This window comes from Bartonella sp. AP331QHHD, assembly GCF_042195905.1.
GTDB lineage: Bacteria > Pseudomonadota > Alphaproteobacteria > Rhizobiales > Rhizobiaceae > Bartonella.
Genome location: NZ_JBHIPG010000031.1, coordinates 167717 through 186411, shown reverse-complemented (window position 1 = coordinate 186411; position 18695 = coordinate 167717). Strand labels below are relative to the sequence as shown.

The 18695-nt window shown below is 38.0% G+C and carries 15 protein-coding genes; 11 read left to right on the top strand and 4 right to left on the bottom strand.

What is annotated here, in order from left to right; all coding sequences use genetic code 11:
- Positions 1–58 precede the first annotated feature (58 nt).
- A complete protein-coding gene (gene mutS, locus ACFIMS_RS04115) occupies positions 59–2803 on the top strand; it encodes a DNA mismatch repair protein MutS (RefSeq protein ID WP_375696407.1) in 2745 nt (914 codons plus the stop codon).
- A 1031-nt stretch (positions 2804–3834) separates the two neighbouring features.
- Here mutS and ilvD read toward each other — a convergent pair.
- The 4 genes from ilvD to ACFIMS_RS04095 form a co-directional block, all read right to left on the bottom strand.
- Positions 3835–5673: a dihydroxy-acid dehydratase gene (gene ilvD, locus ACFIMS_RS04110; protein WP_375638162.1), complete on the bottom strand. Its 1839-nt coding sequence runs from the start codon at positions 5671–5673 to the stop codon at positions 3835–3837.
- A gap of 171 nt (positions 5674–5844) precedes the next feature.
- Positions 5845–6024: a hypothetical protein gene (locus ACFIMS_RS04105; protein ID WP_375652402.1), complete on the bottom strand. Its 180-nt coding sequence runs from the start codon at positions 6022–6024 to the stop codon at positions 5845–5847.
- A 620-nt stretch (positions 6025–6644) separates the two neighbouring features.
- Positions 6645–6896 (bottom strand): DUF1150 domain-containing protein, encoded by a 252-nt coding sequence (locus ACFIMS_RS04100; RefSeq protein ID WP_012754519.1) that lies wholly within the window; start codon positions 6894–6896, stop codon positions 6645–6647.
- 26 nt (positions 6897–6922) lie between these two features.
- Complete coding sequence (locus ACFIMS_RS04095; RefSeq protein WP_375612819.1) at positions 6923–7354, bottom strand: Hsp20 family protein; 432 nt, start codon at positions 7352–7354, stop codon at positions 6923–6925.
- 120 nt (positions 7355–7474) lie between these two features.
- Between ACFIMS_RS04095 and nth the strand changes: the two genes are divergently transcribed.
- The 10 genes from nth (at position 7475) to ACFIMS_RS04045 (ending at position 17218) form a co-directional block, all read left to right on the top strand.
- Positions 7475–8215, top strand: a complete 741-nt coding sequence (gene nth, locus ACFIMS_RS04090; RefSeq protein ID WP_375612818.1) for an endonuclease III — start codon at positions 7475–7477, stop codon at positions 8213–8215.
- Between the two features lie 155 nt (positions 8216–8370).
- Complete coding sequence (gene rpmI / locus ACFIMS_RS04085; protein WP_183193590.1) at positions 8371–8574, top strand: 50S ribosomal protein L35; 204 nt, start codon at positions 8371–8373, stop codon at positions 8572–8574.
- 33 nt (positions 8575–8607) lie between these two features.
- Positions 8608–9009 (top strand): 50S ribosomal protein L20, encoded by a 402-nt coding sequence (gene rplT / locus ACFIMS_RS04080; protein ID WP_012754515.1) that lies wholly within the window; start codon positions 8608–8610, stop codon positions 9007–9009.
- Positions 9010–9103: 94 nt separating this feature from the next.
- Positions 9104–10186 carry a phenylalanine--tRNA ligase subunit alpha gene (gene pheS / locus ACFIMS_RS04075; RefSeq protein WP_375696406.1) on the top strand — a complete coding sequence of 361 codons (1083 nt, stop codon included), beginning with the start codon at positions 9104–9106 and terminating at the stop codon, positions 10184–10186.
- A gap of 32 nt (positions 10187–10218) precedes the next feature.
- Positions 10219–12633: a phenylalanine--tRNA ligase subunit beta gene (pheT, locus tag ACFIMS_RS04070; RefSeq protein WP_375696405.1), complete on the top strand. Its 2415-nt coding sequence runs from the start codon at positions 10219–10221 to the stop codon at positions 12631–12633.
- Positions 12634–12922: 289 nt separating this feature from the next.
- The gene (locus ACFIMS_RS04065; RefSeq protein WP_375630541.1) at positions 12923–13831 is read left to right on the top strand and encodes a metal ABC transporter substrate-binding protein; all 909 of its coding nucleotides are present in this window, start codon (positions 12923–12925) and stop codon (positions 13829–13831) included.
- Positions 13828–14658 carry a manganese/iron ABC transporter ATP-binding protein gene (locus ACFIMS_RS04060; RefSeq protein WP_273790252.1) on the top strand — a complete coding sequence of 277 codons (831 nt, stop codon included), beginning with the start codon at positions 13828–13830 and terminating at the stop codon, positions 14656–14658. Before ACFIMS_RS04065 ends, ACFIMS_RS04060 begins: the two co-directional genes overlap by 4 nt.
- On the top strand, positions 14655–15521 hold the full coding sequence (locus ACFIMS_RS04055; protein WP_375611406.1) for a metal ABC transporter permease: 867 nt from the start codon (positions 14655–14657) through the stop codon (positions 15519–15521). The genes ACFIMS_RS04060 and ACFIMS_RS04055 overlap by 4 nt, the downstream gene beginning before the upstream one ends.
- Entirely contained in the window at positions 15518–16423 is a 906-nt protein-coding gene (locus ACFIMS_RS04050; protein ID WP_273790250.1) for a metal ABC transporter permease, read from the top strand. Before ACFIMS_RS04055 ends, ACFIMS_RS04050 begins: the two co-directional genes overlap by 4 nt.
- A 408-nt stretch (positions 16424–16831) precedes the next feature.
- Positions 16832–17218 (top strand): YbaN family protein, encoded by a 387-nt coding sequence (locus tag ACFIMS_RS04045; RefSeq protein ID WP_375611405.1) that lies wholly within the window; start codon positions 16832–16834, stop codon positions 17216–17218.
- Positions 17219–18695: the final 1477 nt, after the last annotated feature.

The window sequence follows — 18695 nt, the reverse complement described above, 5'->3', positions numbered from 1 at the left end:
TATTGAAGTAAACAAAAAAGAGTAAAAACTTCACTTAAAGGAAACAGGCCTCGTACAAATGGATAAAAAAAACAATCATAAAAATAATTTAATTCCACAGCCTGCCTCCCCATCTGCTTCCTCTCAAGAACGTCTTACACCTATGATGGAGCAGTACATAGAAATCAAAGCCGTCCATCATGATTCCCTTCTCTTTTACCGAATGGGGGATTTTTATGAATTATTTTTTAATGATGCGATTGAAGCTGCTCAGGCTTTAGGAATCACACTCACAGCACGCGGAAAACATTTAGGACAAGATATTCCTATGTGTGGTGTTCCCGTTCATGCTGCAGATGATTATTTACAAAAACTGATTGCTTGTGGTTACCGAGTTGCTGTTTGTGAACAAATAGAAGATCCTGCTGAAGCAAAAAAACGTGGCTCAAAATCTGTTGTTCGGCGTGATGTTGTTCGTCTTGTAACACCTGGAACAATAACAGAAGAAAAACTCCTTGATCCAACACGCGCAAATTATTTGATGACACTTTCCCGTATAAAAACTAGCGATGGAGAGGAATTTGCTCTTTCTTGGATTGATATCTCAACAGGCATATTTCGTGTAACAGAGAGCCGCCAAGAAAAACTTTTAGCAGATATTATGCGTGTGGATCCACAAGAAATCATTGTTTCTGATTCATTTTTTCATGATAAATCTCACAAGTCACTTTTTAGTGTTCTTGATCGTATCGTTTCACCTCAACCTGCTTGTCTCTTTGATGCACTCACCGCTGAACGCGATATTTGCAATTATTTTAAACTCTCAACTCTTGAAGGCGTTGCCGATTATTCACGCTGTGAACTCTCTGCAATTGTAGCTGCTATTCGTTATATCGAAAAAACACAAATCACGCATCGCCCTCCCCTCATGCAGCCTGAGCGCCAAAATGAAAGTGCAACTCTTTTTATTGATGCTGCAACCAGACTAAGCCTTGAACTTATTCGTACGACATCAGGTCAACGGGATGGAAGTTTATTAAAAGCTATTGATCGCACTGTAACAGGAGGAGGATCACGCCTTCTTATTGACCGCCTTATTGCTCCCCTCACAACTCCTTCAGCTATTGATACGCGTTTGGATTCTATCGATTTTTTTCTACGTAATCCTTCTCTTGCAGAAGCGATAAAGCTTATTTTAAAGGGGGGACCAGATATGCCCCGCGCCGTTTCACGTTTGGCTCTTGGACGAGGAGGTCCCCGTGATATGGCGACAATCCAGCGTGGCTTTGAAATCATTCATGAATTGCATCAACTTCTTGATAATGAGCTTCTGCCTCAAGAAATAAGTGATGTACAACAGGTGTTCTCAAAATTACCCACAGCGTTATACTTTCATTTAGAACAGGCATTAGCTGATGATCTCCCACTCCTTAAACGTGATGGTGGTTTTATTCGTTCTAATTATCATAAAGAGCTCGATGAAATGCGTGCTTTACGTGATGAATCTCGCCGTGTCATTGCTGAACTTCAAGCGCAATATGCCCAAGAAACAGATATTAAGACGCTTAAAATAAAGCATAATAATATTCTAGGTTATTTCATTGAAGTAACCAGCACACAAGCATCTTCCCTTACAAATAATCCACAAGCTAAAGCACGTTTTATTCATCGGCAAACAATGGCAAACGCTATGCGTTTTACGACAACAGAGCTCGCTGACCTTGAAAGCCGTATTGCCCATGCTGCCAATCACGCATTGACACTTGAACTAGAGATTTTTGATATTCTCGTTCATGAAATTACCAAACAAGTTGATTTTATTCGTAAAGCCTCTGAAGCACTTGCTATTTTAGATGTCTCTGTCGCTTTAGCATATCTTGCTGAAGAACAAGGATATTGCCGCCCTAAAATTGATCTTTCACTTACCTTTCGCATTACAGCAGGACGCCATCCTGTCGTTGAGCAAGCACTCCGCAAACAAGCAGCAGAACCTTTTATTGCCAATAATTGTGATCTCTCTGTGCAAGAAAATCAGCAATATGCAGCAATCTGGCTGTTGACAGGGCCTAATATGGGAGGAAAATCAACTTTTTTGCGGCAAAATGCTCTTATTGCTATTATGGCGCAAATGGGGTCCTTCGTTCCAGCAACTTCAGCACATATTGGTGTCGTTGATCGCCTATTTAGTCGCGTTGGGGCTTCCGATGATCTTGCACGAGGGCGCTCAACCTTTATGATGGAAATGGTTGAAACAGCAACGATTCTCAATCATGCTAGCCACCATTCCCTTGTTATTCTTGATGAAATAGGACGTGGAACATCAACCTTTGATGGACTTTCTATTGCTTGGGCTGCTGTTGAATATCTCCATGAAGTTAACCATTGTCGTGCTATTCTTGCTACCCATTTTCATGAAATGACTGCACTTACCGAAAAACTTGACAGACTGCATAATGTAACCATGAAAGTCAAAAATTGGGATGGTGATGTAGTTTTTCTTCATGAGGTCACACCAGGAGCCGCTGACCGTTCCTATGGTGTACAAGTCGCAAAGCTTGCTGGACTTCCCCCAGCCGTTATTACACGAGCAACAGATGTACTCCATCAATTAGAACAAGGCGAAATGGCTGGAAAAGGACATAAACTCATTGATGATTTACCACTCTTTTCTCTTAAAGCAACATCTCCCGTCAATGAAGCAAAAAACAAACATTGTATACTTCACGAAGCTTTAAAAAATATTCATCCCGATGAACTCTCTCCTAAACAAGCTTTAGAAGCAATTTACCACCTCAAACAGCTTGAAAAGAGTAACCCTTTATAGAAAACAGATGTTATTTTTTATTAAAAAACCTTCTTAATAGGAGATAACGTAACCATTTTTGATATACCACAGCATAAACAGTTATTTATCGTATTCCCATCGCTTTTCTACATAATATATTTTGATAAGTGTAATTGCCTATAGGCAAAACCCTATGCATTATATTTCATATTCCCTTAGATTAATATTGGCTCTTATACAAAAAATTGGTCAAGATCGACTATTTTTACAAGATAGTCGTTTTTTGTAAAGATTGTCATGAAATCTCCTCCACCTTGCAAATACGCCATATTTAGTGAATTATGCTTTTTCACGATCGATATTATTGTTATCATAGCAACATTTCTAGTTTAAAGCTGTTGGTGTTGGAATGCCATCCCATTTTGCATAATAAATTCATAGATAATGGGTCTCGTATTTTCTTCACATTTTAAGTTATAAAGAGCTCTTTTACTGTTTTCATATGAAACATATAATCAGATATATCACAGCTGTACTTTATTTTCATAAACATCCTTCAACTCCTTCCCACACCTTAATGGATAAGGATTTTCATTCGAATAAAGTCTGCAAATAGTCCAGCTTCTAACGAATTTTCCTTGACTTCCTAATCATGTGCTTCTCTTAAACTCAAAGCTTTACAAACAAGTCTAAGAATATTCACCACACACTAAAAACACACTTAATATTTAAGGAAGATGCCGTATATCACAGCTCTAAATGACAGTGTTTTTACGGTACAACAAGATAATGCCACCAGTACAATAAATATCTTTCATAAATTATGAGTAATAAGAAATCATAATCTCATATAAGATTGGAATATGATATGAAAAGTAATTATACTGTATCTGTCTTACATAGCTGCTAAAATAAGCAATCTACCGCAGTTTTTAGTTGTATTGATAGCTTTTTAATCATACTCATCATGACTCGAAATATTCTGATAAGTTCATAAACTCATAAAATAATTAGCTTAGAATATCGTGCAAAAGATGCAAAAAATCAGAGCACTATCTCTATTCAACTCATCAAATATTACGTACTGCACCCTTTGCAGCAGATGTGGTCATCGCTGCATAGGCTTTGAGAGCCTTTGAAACTTTACGCTGACGCTTCTCAATCGGTTGCCAAGCGCCTTTTCCTTTTGCTTCCATCTTAGAACGGCGCTGGTTCATCTCAACGTCATCCACCAACATATGAATTCTACGATTTGGAATATCAATTTCTATGATATCCCCCTCTTCCACCAACGCAATTTCTCCTCCTTCAGCAGCTTCTGGTGAAATATGTCCTATTGAGAGCCCTGAACTTCCACCTGAAAAACGTCCATCTGTAACAAGTGCACAAACCTTGCCTAATCCTTTAGATTTGAGATAACTCGTTGGATAAAGCATTTCTTGCATTCCAGGTCCACCACGTGGGCCTTCATAACGGATTAAAACAATTTCACCTATTTTAATCTTATCAGTTAATATAGCTGAAACAGCTGAATCTTGGCTTTCAAAAATTCTTGCCGGACCTTTAAAAGTTAAAATTGATTGATCAACGCCTGCTGTTTTTACAATGCAGCCATCTTTTGCAAGATTCCCATAAAGAACTGCCAATCCTCCATCTTGTGAATATGCGTGTTCCCTATCGCGAATCACACCTTTTTCACGATCAAGGTCAAGGGTCTCATAGCGACAAGATTGACTAAAAGCTGTCTGTGTTGGAATACCACCTGGAGCGGCACGATAAAATGCATGAACTGTTGGCTCATTAGTTTGCTTTACATCCCAGCGGTAAAGAGCTTCTTTCATTGTTTTTGCGTGAACCGTATAAGTTGATGTATCAATGAGTCCTGCCGCATCCAGTTCACCTAAAAGCCCCATAATACCACCAGCGCGATGAACATCTTCCATATGTACATTTGCAACAGCAGGAGCAACCTTACATAAAACAGGAACACAACGTGAAAGATGATCAATATCCGTCATGGTAAAATCCACCTCACCTTCTTGCGCTGCAGCTAAAAGATGCAGTACTGTATTGGTTGATCCCCCCATGGCAATATCAACGGTCATTGCATTTTCAAAAGCCTTGCGTGAAGCAATAGAGCGCGGCAAAACTGTTTCATCATCTTCTTCATAATAACGTTTAACCAATGCAACAATCTGTTTTCCAGCTTCTTCAAAAAGCATTCGTCGATCTGCATGTGTTGCTAACATTGATCCATTTCCGGGAAGAGAAAGCCCCAATGCTTCCGTTAAGCAATTCATAGAATTGGCCGTAAACATTCCTGAACAAGAACCACATGTAGGACAAGCAGCACGCTCCATTTCAGCAACTTCTTCTTCTGAATTTTGTTCTGAAGCTGCTGCAACCATGGCATCGACCAAATCAACCGTTAGATCTTGATCCTTCCATTTAATCTTACCTGCTTCCATAGGACCGCCTGAAACAAAGATTGTCGGAATATTCAACCGTAAAGCAGCCATTAACATACCAGGTGTAATTTTGTCACAATTAGAAATACAAACAAGTGCATCTGCACAGTGTGCATTAACCATATACTCTACAGAATCAGCAATGATTTCACGTGAGGGCAACGAATAGAGCATTCCATCGTGCCCCATCGCAATTCCATCATCTACAGCAATGGTATTAAATTCTTTCGCAACACCACCGGCAACTGCTATCTGTTGTGCGACTAATTGCCCAAGATCTTTTAAATGAACATGCCCTGGTACAAATTGTGTAAAAGAATTCGCAATCGCAATAATGGGTTTACCAAAATCAGTATCTTTCATCCCTGTTGCACGCCAAAGTCCGCGGGCTCCTGCCATATTACGCCCGTGGGTTGATATTCTTGAACGGTAAGAAGGCATTATTTTTTTCCCCTCAAATAATTCCATTTTGCTTGTTGTGCTGTAACTTCATTATAAAAACAAGAGCTTTAATATTCAAAAGAGAAAAATACCTTGTACTGCGGCATTTGAAGCACAAAATTAAAAGCTCTGCATAAACTTTTTCATAAAGCCTTTGTTTTTTATTACCTGTTAATCAACATCTAATCCCTGTGCAAGTCCACGTTTGAGACAAATATCAAAACGCTTCAGTATGACACGAACTGTTCCAGATTTTTGTATGCCAGATTTGGTTAGCATATTGCATCTATCTGTTTGCGTAATTTCTGGAATTGGAAAGAATATAAAGAAATCGTGATAAAAATCTATCATCTCCTTATAATTCAGCTTTACACCTTTCAAACGCATTCATAAAAATATCTTTTAAATAATGATGACGCATTATCTCATGCTTTTGTTTTTACACTCTTCAATAGAGCTACTCCCCTCAGGAAGAACAAAACACACCAAACAAAATACACTTGTATAGCCTTTATACTCATTTTAAAGAGACATCTTTCAATGCACTCGAGCCCATTTCACGATAGCGCCTATGAATGGTATAACAGCCCCCGTGAATAATATAAATCTATAAGGGACATCTTCACACTTATGAAGAAGAAAACTGACACCATCATACATTTTTTTATCCCCATATCGTGAACGTCCTTGGTAATTGAGACAATTAAAAAGAGATATTTTTATTCCTTTCTTCAAGTGTTTTTATCCACATGGCTCTCCCTGCTTATGACATCAAGCAAGTGACTTTAATTGTTTCAATATAAGAAGATCTCAAATGAGAGAACCTTATGATATTCGGGACTCTCATTCCAGTTGTAAAAAATTAATTATGAATATAAATCAATACTTAATCTAATTATAACTCACATTACACCCTTTACGAAAAAACAGATAGAATTTATAAAGAGTACAGCTTTTTCTCGTAAGGTAATCTAGTGCAGAGTTACAATTTGTAGTTCATGCTCATTGGCTCCAGCAAGGGCGATAGAACGCTCATCGGATAAAATGATAGGATAACCTGTTTCACCAAAGAGAGCCCATATCGTAATGCCTGGGGTCATTGGTGGAAGATCTGGAAAGTTTTTAGCCAGATCATCCGTACAAACTTTTTTTAAATAGGCAATCTGTCCCGCATCAGAGTAGGATGTGTTCTGAAACGACAAGTTTTGTTTGTGTTCTCCCATTTCACTGTTCCTTTACGCCTTAACTTTTATGACTCACCACTACTGACTTTAATTGGAATCTGTTTTATTTCTTTTTTTAATTTTGGTTGATACAGATTAATTGATAAAAGACCATTTTTCAACTCTGCATTTGTAACATGCATCCCTTCCGCGAGAACAAAGGTTCGCTGGAATTGTCGCGCAGCTATACCGCGATATAAATATTGATGATTTTGGTTGTCTGTTTGTTTACCATGAATAACCAATTGATTATCATCGAGTAAAATATTAAGATGGTTAATCTTAAATCCAGCAACAGCCAAAGTTATCCGGATATGATTTGCATCATCACTTTTATGCAAACGTTCAATATTATAGGCTGGGTAAGCCTCATCAGCTTTACCGATACGTTGCAATATTTTTTCTACGGTTTCAAACCCTAAAAGAAAAGGATTGGAGAAAGGCGTCACATGTGTCATTCATGAGTATCCTCTTTAAAACGGCTTTACTTGACCAAACTCTATAAAAGTGTTCGCTGCACTCCTCTCATATGGCGAGCGTGAATGATAACTTCAAGAGAGAAGATTTAAGAGAGTTCAATGCCTCAAAGTAACATAAAATTATCAAAGGTGCGAAATTTATCTAGTATATTGTATAATAAAGATGAAATTGCGGAAATATTTCGCCGTTTTTCTGTGCAACGCCCAACACCTAAGAGTGATCTTAACTACATAAATACTTTTACACTTTTAGTTGCCGTTGTGCTTTCGGCTCAAGCGACAGATGTAAGCGTTAATAAAGCGACAAAAGAATTATTTTGCCTTGCTGATCAACCGGAAAAAATGGTTGCATTAGGGGAAGAAGAAATAGCAAATCATATCCGTTCAATTGGCCTTTGGCGTGCAAAAGCACGTAATGTTTATGCGCTTTGCAACTGTTTAATTGATTATTATGGCGGTCAAGTACCCGATACGCGTGAAGCACTCATGGCCCTTCCTGGAGTGGGGCGCAAAACGGCTAATGTGGTCTTGAATGTTGCTTTTGGTCAGCCTACATTGGCAGTAGATACACATATTTTTCGCTTAAGCAATCGTCTTGGTTTGGCGCCTGGAAAAACACCAGAAATTGTTGAGAAAAAATTATTAAAGATTATACCGGTTCATTATATTCGCCATGCGCATCATTGGCTGATTTTACATGGTCGCTATATTTGTCAAGCCCGTAAACCACAATGTACGCAATGCATTATTGCCGATTTATGTAAAGCAGCCATCAAAACAAATGCAATTCCAGCACCTTTGGTTGAGCTTCAAGGCAATGGAGCGCCGATTTTTTTGTAATACGGTCTTGCTATTTTGTGTATACTAGCTTATGAAAACGTCTTTAAGAGCCGCCCGGCAGGGCATGCCGTGGCTGTTTAAATGCTTGTTCAAGCGTTGGTCCGCTTGAGTGAATAAAATGTTTGATTGAATAAATTAATGTACGGAGTAGCAAAATGCCCAAGATGAAGACCAAATCATCCGCTAAAAAGCGGTTTAAAATCACTGCGTCAGGCAAAATTAAAGTAGCAGCTGCCGGTAAGCGCCACGGCATGATTAAGCGTTCGAATAAATTTATTCGCGATGCACGTGGAACAATGGTTTTGTGTGAACAAGATGCTAAAAAAGTCATTCAGCATTATTTGCCGAATGGTATTTAAACCTTACGCTTTTGATTTTGAGGAGATTATAATATGGCTCGTGTGAAAAGAGGTGTGACAGCACACGCTAAGCACAAAAAAGTTCTTAAACAGGCTGAAGGTTTTTACGGTCGTCGTAAAAATACCATTCGTGCAGCTAAAGCAGCGGTTGATCGTTCAAAGCAATACGCTTATCGTGACCGCAAAAATAGGAAACGTACTTTCCGTGCTTTGTGGATTCAGAGAATTAATGCGGCTGTTCGCGCAGAAGGTTTAACTTATGGACGTTTTATTGATGGCTTATCAAAAGCCGGTATTGAGGTTGATCGTAAGGTTCTTTCAGATATAGCAATCCATGAGGCAGAAGCATTTTCTGCTTTAGTTGCTTCGGCAAAAAAAGCTTTAGAATATTTAAAAGATACGACACCTAATGCTTTCGAAGGCGCTGTCAAATAAGCCAGTCGTGTTCTCTTAAAGCATTCATTTATTCGAGGTCCCGTGCTGGCTATTGCGAGTGCGGGTTTTTCTTTATTAAAAAATAGGCAAAAATATGAATGATATTGAGCGTCTGGAACAAGAAATTTGTTTAGCCTTAGAGGCAGCAGGTGATGAACAAGCACTTGAAGAAGTGCGTATTGCAGCATTGGGTAAAAAAGGTAGTATCTCTGAAAAATTAAAAGAATTAGGAAAAATGGATGCTGGCGAGCGCCATAAAGTTGGACCAGTTCTTAATGGATTAAAAAATCGCATTTTAGAATTATGGGCACAAAAGCGTGATCTTCTGAAAAGACAGGCAATGGATGCCCGTCTTTCTCGTGAAACAGTTGATGTTACCTTGCCTGTTCGCTCTTCACCTATAGAACGGGGACGCATTCATCCTATTTCACAAGTGATTGAGGAAATTATTGCCATTTATACAAAGTTGAGTTTTTCTCTTGCAGAGGGACCTGATATTGAAACAGATTATTATAATTTTACAGCATTGAATTTTCCTGAAGGGCATCCAGCGCGTGAAATGCATGATACCTTCTTTTTTGATGTTGATAAAATGGGAGAACGAAAATTATTGCGAACCCATACATCACCCGTACAAATTCGCACACTAGAAAAACAAAAAGCACCGATACGAATCATTATTCCTGGAAAAACTTACCGCATGGATTCGGATGCAACACATTCTCCCATGTTCCATCAGGTCGAGGGTCTTGTCATTGATAAAACCTCCACCATTGCACATATGATGTGGCTGCATGAAACTTTTTGTAAAGCATTTTTTGAAGTTCCCTCTGTAAAAATGCGTTTTCGTCCCTCTTTTTTCCCTTTTACCGAACCATCTATGGAGGTAGATATTCAATGTGATCGTTCTGGTTCAGAAGTAAAGTTCGGAGAAGGGCAGGATTGGTTGGAAATTTTAGGATGCGGAATGGTGCATCCCCAGGTGTTGAAAAATGTTGGTTTAGATCCAGATGAATATCAAGGTTTTGCATGGGGCATGGGCATTGATCGTATTGCCATGTTGAAATACGGTATGCCTGATTTGCGGGCTTTTTTTGATGCTGACCTGCGTTGGTTAGACCATTATGGCTTTCGTTGCTTTGATATGCCTGCTTTTTTTCCTAATAGAAATGTGTGATCTTAGTCATCGCTTTCATGTGAGGTTTTAAAATGAAGTTTACATTGTCCTGGTTAAAAGATCACTTAGAAACAAATGCATCTTTGAATGAAATTTGTGAAAAATTAACCGCTATAGGTCTTGAGGTTGATTACGTTGATGATCGGTCTTCTTTAAAAGGTTTTGTGATTGCAAAAGTTTTAACAGCAATAAAGCATCCTGATGCAGATAAACTTCAAATTTTATCAGTCGATACAGGGACTTCCACACCTGTTCAAGTTGTCTGTGGAGCACCAAATGCACGCGCAGGTCTTGTTGGTGTTCTGGCACTACCAGGCACTTATATTCCAGGACTTGATGTAACATTATCTGTAGGAAAAATCCGAGGTGTTGAAAGTTTTGGGATGATGTGTTCACAAGCGGAGCTTGAATTATCAAATGAGCATGATGGGATTATTGAACTTCCAGAAGATGCACCTATTGGAGGTTCATTTGCAGCTTATGCTGGTTTAGATGATCCGGTTATTGATATTGGTTTGACCCCTAATCGTTCCGATTGCACAGGTGTTCGTGGTATTGCACGTGATCTTGCTGCCGCTGGAATGGGAAAATTAAAAGAATTATCCTTGTCAAAATTTGATCCTTCCTTTGAAACACCTCTCGATGTTTCATTAGATTTTTCGCAAGATTCATCATTATGTTTAGGTTTTGCTTGGCGTGAAGTGCGCAATGTTCAAAATGGTGCATCACCACAGTGGATGCAACAGCGTTTGAATGCAATTGGTCTGAGACCGATTAATGCGCTTGTTGATATGACCAATTACATCAGTTTTGACCTTGGTCGTCCGCTCCATGTTTTTGATGCAGATAAAATTAAAGGTAATTTGTGTGTACGTTGCGCGCGTGAAGGAGAGCAGCTTCAAGCACTGAACGGAAAAATCTATCATCTGGGCCCTAAGAATTGTGTCATTGCAGACGACGAGGGGGTTGTTTCGATTGCCGGTATCATGGGCGGAGAAAGAACGAGTTGTGATGAAACAACACATCGCGTTATTATTGAATCGGCGCTTTGGGATGCGCGAAGCATTGCACAAACAGGAAGAGCATTAGGTCTTATCAGTGATGCACGTTATCGATTTGAACGAGGTGTTGATCCGGCTTTTATAGACACAGGACTTGAGATTGCAACAAAATTGGTCTTACGTCTTTGTGGTGGTGAAGTATCTAAAAAGAGGATCGTTGGCTATCAGCAACAAGAAATCAAACAGATCGCTTTTCCTTTTTCTGAAATTAAACGTTTAACAAATTTGGAAATAGAACCTGAAAAAGTCATCTCTATTTTAACAAAACTTGGATTTTTTGTTGAAGGAAAAGGAGAAGTCGTTACGGTAAAAGTACCATCATGGCGCCCTGATATTATGGGTAAAGCCGATTTGGTGGAAGAGGTTATGAGAATTTATGGGTTAGATAAAATTAAACCTATTCCTTTGGAAAACTTTGCAGAAGGAAAAGATCAAATTTTAACATGCGCACAAATTCGTTCACGTGCTACACGTTTGGCTCTAGTGCAACGTGGTATGAAAGAAGCGGTGACATGGTCTTTTATTTCTGAAAATCAAGCTCTTGCTTTTGGAGGAGGTCAAGAAGAGCTTAAATTAGTTAATCCTATTGCTGCTGATATGTCAATGATGCGTCCTTCCCTTTTACCTGGCTTGATTATGGCGGCACAAAGAAATGCTGATCGTGGTTTTTCCGATCTTGCTTTGTTTGAAGTTTCAAGTATTTATGAGGGCGACACCCCTGATAAACAACACCGTGTTGTTAGTGGAATTCGTCGCGGAACAGAGCAATTTAAAGGGGCTGGGCGTTTTTGGAATGGAAATGCAACCGTCGTTGATGTTTTTGATGCCAAAGCAGATGCTTTAGCTATTTTAGAAGCATGCGATATGGATGTTGGGAAAGTGCAGATTGAAGTTGGAGCACCGGATTGGTATCATCCTGGTCGTTCAGGTGTCATAAAACTTGGATCAAAGATTATTCTTGGTTTTTTTGGTGTTTTTCATCCTGCTACATTAGAAAAGTTAGATGTCAGTGGCCCTTTATGCGGCTTTGAAATTTTTCTAGATCGAATTCCAGAATCAAAGAAAAAAACGACCAAAAGCCGTCCTCCTTTGAAACTCTCACCTTTTCAAATGGTGCGGCGTGATTTTGCCTTTATAGCGGATAAAACTGTTGCCTCTTCTCTTATTATTCGGGCGGCAAGTGGAGCCGATAAAAAACTTATTCATTCAGTGCAGGTTTTTGATATTTTTGAAGATTTAAGCTTTGGTGAAGATAAAAAATCTGTTGCAATTGAAGTAACTATTCAGCCCATAGAACGGACTTTAACAGATGAAGATTTAGAAAAGCTTGCCTCAAAGATCGTGGATAATGTTACCAAAATGACAGGTGCATATTTACGCTACTGAGTATTCTCATTTTTTATGAGATATTTTACATGAAGTGGGAGCATCTTTGAGTGCTCCCTTTTTGTTTGGCATTCAAGAGCTATAGAACTTCTTGAAAGGGGACCTCCTTACCAAAACAAGCTGCTTAAATCATCAATTTTTTCAATATGAAAAAACTGTTTTTAAACATTTTGAAAAGTTATTTTTCTCTTAATCCTTCATTGCAAATGTAAAAGATAACTGCTATTGCTAAATGATAATGCAAATTATTTGCAATAAAAAGAAGGCATATAAAGGAAAGAGAGAATCAATGAACGTAAGAACGTTTTTCACCATAGTTTTTGGAAGTGTTATTTTTTTTACACCTAATTTTGCTTTGTGTGCTGGTAAATTTAAAGCTGTTACGACATTCACTATCATTGCTGATATGGCACGCAATGTAGCAGGTGATGCCGCTGATGTTGAATCCATTACAAAACCAGGTGCGGAAATTCATGAATATCAACCCACCCCACGCGATCTTATGCGTGCTCAGGGAGCTAACCTTGTATTGTGGAATGGTTTAGAGTTAGAGCTTTGGTTTGAAAAGTTTTTTCAAAATATCAAGGATGTTCCAAGTGTTGTTGTTTCAAAAGGTATTGTACCCATTAAAATTGGTGAAGGCCCCTTTAGCGGTAAACCTAATCCTCATGCGTGGATGTCACCGACCTCTGCTTTGATTTACGTTGATAATATTCGCGATGCTTTTGTAAAATATGATCCTGAACATTCTGAAATTTATAAACAGAATGCTGAAATTTATAAACAGAAAATTCGTGCAACGATTGATCCAATTAGGGCTGAATTAGAAGCTGTACCGCAAGACAAACGTTGGCTTGTGACAAGTGAGGGGGCTTTTAGCTATTTGGCGCGTGATTTTGATCTAAAAGAACTTTATTTATGGCCCATCAATGCTGACCAACAAGGAACACCACAGCAGGTCAAGCATGTTATTGATATGGTTCGCAAATACAATATTCATGCAGTTTTTTCTGAAAGCACTATTTCCCCTGCGCCTGCTAAGCAGGTTGCCAGAGAAACAGGGGCTAAATACGGTGGTGTTCTTTATGTTGATTCTTTAAGTGAGAAAAATGGTGAGGTACCCACTTATATTGATTTATTACGTGTCACGAGTGGGCGTATTAGCAATGCTTTAGTAGAGGGAGTAAAAAGCCAATGACGGAATGTGGAATATTTGCCCAAGGAGTAACGGTAACATATCGTAATGGACATACAGCTTTGCGCGAAGTGAATTTTGAAAGTCCAAAGGGTTCTATTACGGCATTGGTTGGTGTTAATGGATCCGGTAAGTCAACGTTATTTAAAGCGATTATGGGGTTTGTACGCCCCTCAAAGGGAAAAATTCGCATGTTTGATTTACCTGTTGATATAGCTTTGAAAAAAAACCTCATTGCTTATGTTCCTCAAAGTGAAGATGTTGATTGGAATTTTCCTGTCTTGGTTGAAGATGTTGTATTGATGGGGCGGTATGGTCATATGAATTTCTTTCGCTATGCCCGTACACAAGATTATGAAGCCGTTCGTATTGCCTTAGAACGCGTTGATATGTTGGCTTTTGCCAAGCGCCAAATTGGAGAACTTTCTGGTGGACAGAAAAAGCGTGTTTTCCTAGCGCGCGCTCTTGCACAGAAAGCAAAAGCTATTTTATTAGATGAGCCGTTTACAGGGGTTGATGTTACAACAGAAGATAAAATCATTGCTTTGTTACAAGATCTTCGTAAAGAAGGAGCAGTGATCTTGGTTTCAACTCACAATTTGGGTTCTGTTCGCGAATTTTGTGATCATACAGTTTTAATAAAAGGGACCGTTTTAGCTTCTGGGTTAACAGAAAAAATCTTTACAAAGGAAAATCTGGAGAAAACTTTTGGAGGATCTTTGCACCACCATATTTTTGATCTTCAAACCACAAAAAAAAATGATGTTTTCATGGGAAGAAAGCAGTCTGCCGTTTGTGAAGATATTGAAAGAGTGGAGCACGTTGCATGATTTCTTGGTTGCTTGAGCCACTGAGCTATCAATATATGGTGAATGCAATGTGGGTTTCTGGGTTAGTTGGGTGTGTTTGTGCCTTTCTTTCGGCTTTTTTGATGTTAAAAGGTTGGTCATTGATTGGTGATGCACTTTCCCATTCGATTGTTCCTGGTGTAGCAGGAGCTTACCTTTTAGGGTTACCTTTTTCACTCGGCGCTTTTTTTTCTGGTGGTCTTGCAGCAGCAGCAATGCTCTTTTTTAACCACCGGACAAAGCTTAAAGAAGATACCATTATTGGGCTCATTTTTTCTTCCTTTTTTGCCTTTGGGTTGTTTCTCAAATCATTAAAACCAATGGCTGTTAATATTGATACGATTGTTTTGGGAAATATTTTAGCAGTGAGTTCAACAGATATTCTACAATTGGCTTTTATCGGCTTTGTTTCGTTGCTTATATTGCTTTTGAAATGGAAAGATCTTCTTGTTTCGTTATTTGATGAAACGCATGCGCATGCCATTGGATTAAACGTAAAATTTTTAAAGATTCTCTTTTTCACATTGCTTGCCGCTTGTACCGTTGCTGCGATGCAAACCGTTGGAGCGTTCTTAGTCATTTGTCTTGTTGTGACACCTGGGGCAACGGCCTATCTTTTAAGTGATCGTTTCGTAAACATCTTGGTTATTGCAGTTGTAATTGGAACCTTCACAAGTGTCTTGGGTGTTTATGTGAGTTATTTTTTGAATGCACAAACGGGGGGGGTTGTAGTGCTTTTTCAAGCATCTTTATTTGTTTTGGCTTTTATTTTTGCTCCTAAACATGGGTTTATTGCTGCGCGCTTACGCATAAATGCGGCAAAAAAGGGTGTAATATTATCATGATTGATCAATTACTGCTTCCGTTTCAGTTTTCTTTTATGCTTAAGGGTATGCTTATTGTCATGATTCTTTCTATTCCCATGGCGATGCTTTCCTGTTTTCTTATTTTGAAAGGATGGGCGCTGTTAGGCGATGCCATTTCTCATGCAGTTTTTCCAGGTGTTGTTGTTGGTTATATGACAACACCATGGGTAATCGCATTTTTAACTTCTTTGCCATTTGCTTGGTTTCAGCATATGCGTCCAGAGAATATTACAATGACTTTGATTACTTGCGGTGCTTTTGTTGCAGGAATGGTGTGTGCACTATTAACGGGTTTTTTAGGGAGCAATAGCCGTATCAAACAGGATACGGTGATGGGCGTGGTCTTTTCTTCAATGTTTGGTTTAGGGCTTGTTTTAGCCACGTCTATTTATAGTAGCTTAGATTTGAATCATATTCTATTTGGTAATCTCTTGGGTGTTAACTGGCTTGATATAACGCAGACGGCAATCATTTCTGCTGTTGTCACTTTTATTTTAGCAGCAAAATGGCGCGACTTTATGCTGTATATTTTTGACACAGTTCAAGGACGTGCAATGGGGTTACCAATATCTCTACTCCACTATACCCTGCTAACGATGATTTCTCTTACAATTGTTGCGGCTTTGAAAGCTGTAGGTATCGTACTCGTTATTTCTTTACTGATAGCACCAGGAGCAATTGCCTATCTTGTCACAAAGCGGTTTTCTTTTATGTTAATGATCGCGATACTTGTTGCAGCTTTTTCTGGTTTTTTAGGGATTTATCTCAGCTTATTTATCGGCTCTGATTCTGCTTCCACAATTGTGTTGATCTTGACGTTGATTTTTATGGCTATTTTCATGATGATTTTCTTTCGTCGAAACACAGTTCAAGAGACTTGAAAGTGTTAAAATTCATGCATATCAGCCATGCATTTTTATATATTGTTTCTCATTTTTATTTTAATTAGAGTTTGGGGTGCTAGGTTATTTTTCCTCCTAATATCTAGCAGGTGAATGCAGTAAATTTTCTCCCCCCCAACACTGCATTCTTAATTAAGAGGCTGCATTGATTTCTTCTGCAGCCTTTTTATTTTTTTGTTTTTCTAAAATCTCTCCTCTTTTCTTGAAATCATTTAAAATGATTATAATATTGTGTAAGCTATTCGGTATTTTCAAGGAACTTATAACAGCAAAGACACTTACGCATGAAGGGGTAGAGCGTAATTGTACACTCAGACATGTAAACAGAAAAAAACAGATACAATGTTTTTGTATAGGGTTTTGCGTAGAGGAAAATAGTACGAGAAAATGAAAAAAGATTTGAAGATATCGCACCCTTTACGTATCTGCTATTATATAGCAGGGTGGGCGATGGTTATATTAGGTATTATCGGTGTCGTATTACCTATTATGCCAACTGTGCCTTTTTTATTGGTTGCCTCATGGTGTTTTACGCGTTCTTCTCCACGTTTTCATCAATGGTTGAATAATCATCGTATTTTTGGTCCCCCTATTAAGCGATGGGAAGAAAAAAAAGCAATCTCTCCATTCGTTAAAGTTTTTGCAATGATGAGTATGACAGGAGGATTTTTATCCTTTTTTGTAATGCTACACCCTCCTTTGTGGATTTCTTTACTTGTTGCGGTTATATTATTGCTGATTGCCATTTATATTGTAACACGTCCATCTTCCTAATGATAAAAAAGGCTTTATGGGATACTCTTTTTAGCTTCAACTTATTTGTAAAAACTATGAGAACTTTTAAGTTTTGAATATAAGCTCTCCATTTCCAAAATGCATATGAAATAGCAAGCTTTTTGAACGCAATTAATTAATAATATGTTTGTGAAATAATTTTTATGAACACTCAAAATGTTCTCACTTGGTAAACAATGATAAATCACATTCATGGAAGAGAGTCATTATTTTTGTAAAGCATGTTTGTATGAATCTCTACATATACATCATTAAAAAGTCATTGATATGATAGTCATTTCTTTCTAAAAGACATTTCGTTTGTTTTCATATCTCTTAATGAGGATATAATACAAAGCTTACTAAACACCATCATTTTTATACTTATACAGTTAAGAAGCCGGTCTATTATATCAATCTTTAATGTTACATCTGTTATTAACTTAAGAATAATTCATAAGAAACAACAGAGTTTTTCAAATGGTTTTATATATACACGCATTCTTATTATAATATGCGAATAAATAATTTCTCTGTCTTTGTATAAAGCTTATTCGAAATAAAAATATTATTGCATTCTCTGTTTTTTAATGAAGTCATGCCCCTCACGTAAAACAAAAGGTCTCCCAAATCATGTTATTTACACATTTATTTTTAATGAAACATTTCTCAACGCTTTACTCATTTCATAATAGCAGACTATACATGGATAAAGTAAAATCTCCTGTAACATGTATAAAATCTATTTGAGCACCATCATCCTTGCCTTTCAAAATGCACACCAATAGTCACCATGCTATTTGTCATCCTCCAATTTTGCCTTAGTAATTCCTAATGCTACAATTATAGCTTGTCATCTGGTTTTGTATATTTTGACACTAGATTTTGTACCAATTTATTTTTTTCAAAGAGTTTAAAGATGTTCTCAAAGGGTTTTGAAAGCCTTTTCTCATTTTTACTTATGGAAACGCACTTTTTTCTGATTTTCGGTAATTTTTGCAATTTTAGGTGTCAAAATCTATTTTGATAAAACGCGCATTGAATGGTCAAAATTGTACATAAAAACAACAAATTACCACGTATTCCTACTTAATCCAACCTCTTCCCACTTAGTATAAAACCTACTGTCAAACTACAACAATAACCCTTAGAACTTGAAAACCTTCATACATGCAAGGAGATGAGTGTGCTTGATTTAACAGGGTTAAAATGAGAAAAATTTATGATATTCGCGCGCGCTCATTCAACATGAAAAATGATAGTATCTTGTTATGCCGTATAGCACCGTTATTTATGACAATGATATAAGAAAATCTCCTTGGCTAAACTTCCTTGGCACGTTAAGTATTTTTTTAATGCGTCGTAAATATTTTTAAGTCTTATCTATCGCGCCTTATGTAAGTGAAGCGTATGCGTGGTAGGCCAAGTAGAATCTGCTCAAAAACAGCCGAACTGTTTACAGACCAGCAAAGGTTAA

Excerpts from the sequence above, each read along its gene's own strand:
- ilvD (WP_375638162.1), bottom strand. The coding sequence starts at position 5,673 with ATGCCTTCTTACCGTTCAAGAATATCAACCCACGGGCGTAATATGGCA.
- rpmI (WP_183193590.1), top strand. The coding sequence starts at position 8,371 with ATGCCCAAGATGAAGACCAAATCATCCGCTAAAAAGCGGTTTAAAATC.
- nth (WP_375612818.1), top strand. The coding sequence starts at position 7,475 with ATGCCTCAAAGTAACATAAAATTATCAAAGGTGCGAAATTTATCTAGT.
- ACFIMS_RS04050 (WP_273790250.1), top strand. The coding sequence starts at position 15,518 with ATGATTGATCAATTACTGCTTCCGTTTCAGTTTTCTTTTATGCTTAAG.
- rplT (WP_012754515.1), top strand. The coding sequence starts at position 8,608 with ATGGCTCGTGTGAAAAGAGGTGTGACAGCACACGCTAAGCACAAAAAA.
- pheS (WP_375696406.1), top strand. The coding sequence starts at position 9,104 with ATGAATGATATTGAGCGTCTGGAACAAGAAATTTGTTTAGCCTTAGAG.
- ACFIMS_RS04105 (WP_375652402.1), bottom strand. The coding sequence starts at position 6,024 with ATGATAGATTTTTATCACGATTTCTTTATATTCTTTCCAATTCCAGAA.
- ACFIMS_RS04095 (WP_375612819.1), bottom strand. The coding sequence starts at position 7,354 with ATGACACATGTGACGCCTTTCTCCAATCCTTTTCTTTTAGGGTTTGAA.
- mutS (WP_375696407.1), top strand. The coding sequence starts at position 59 with ATGGATAAAAAAAACAATCATAAAAATAATTTAATTCCACAGCCTGCC.
- ACFIMS_RS04060 (WP_273790252.1), top strand. The coding sequence starts at position 13,828 with ATGACGGAATGTGGAATATTTGCCCAAGGAGTAACGGTAACATATCGT.
- ACFIMS_RS04045 (WP_375611405.1), top strand. The coding sequence starts at position 16,832 with ATGAAAAAAGATTTGAAGATATCGCACCCTTTACGTATCTGCTATTAT.
- ACFIMS_RS04055 (WP_375611406.1), top strand. The coding sequence starts at position 14,655 with ATGATTTCTTGGTTGCTTGAGCCACTGAGCTATCAATATATGGTGAAT.
- pheT (WP_375696405.1), top strand. The coding sequence starts at position 10,219 with ATGAAGTTTACATTGTCCTGGTTAAAAGATCACTTAGAAACAAATGCA.
- ACFIMS_RS04065 (WP_375630541.1), top strand. The coding sequence starts at position 12,923 with ATGAACGTAAGAACGTTTTTCACCATAGTTTTTGGAAGTGTTATTTTT.
- ACFIMS_RS04100 (WP_012754519.1), bottom strand. The coding sequence starts at position 6,896 with ATGGGAGAACACAAACAAAACTTGTCGTTTCAGAACACATCCTACTCT.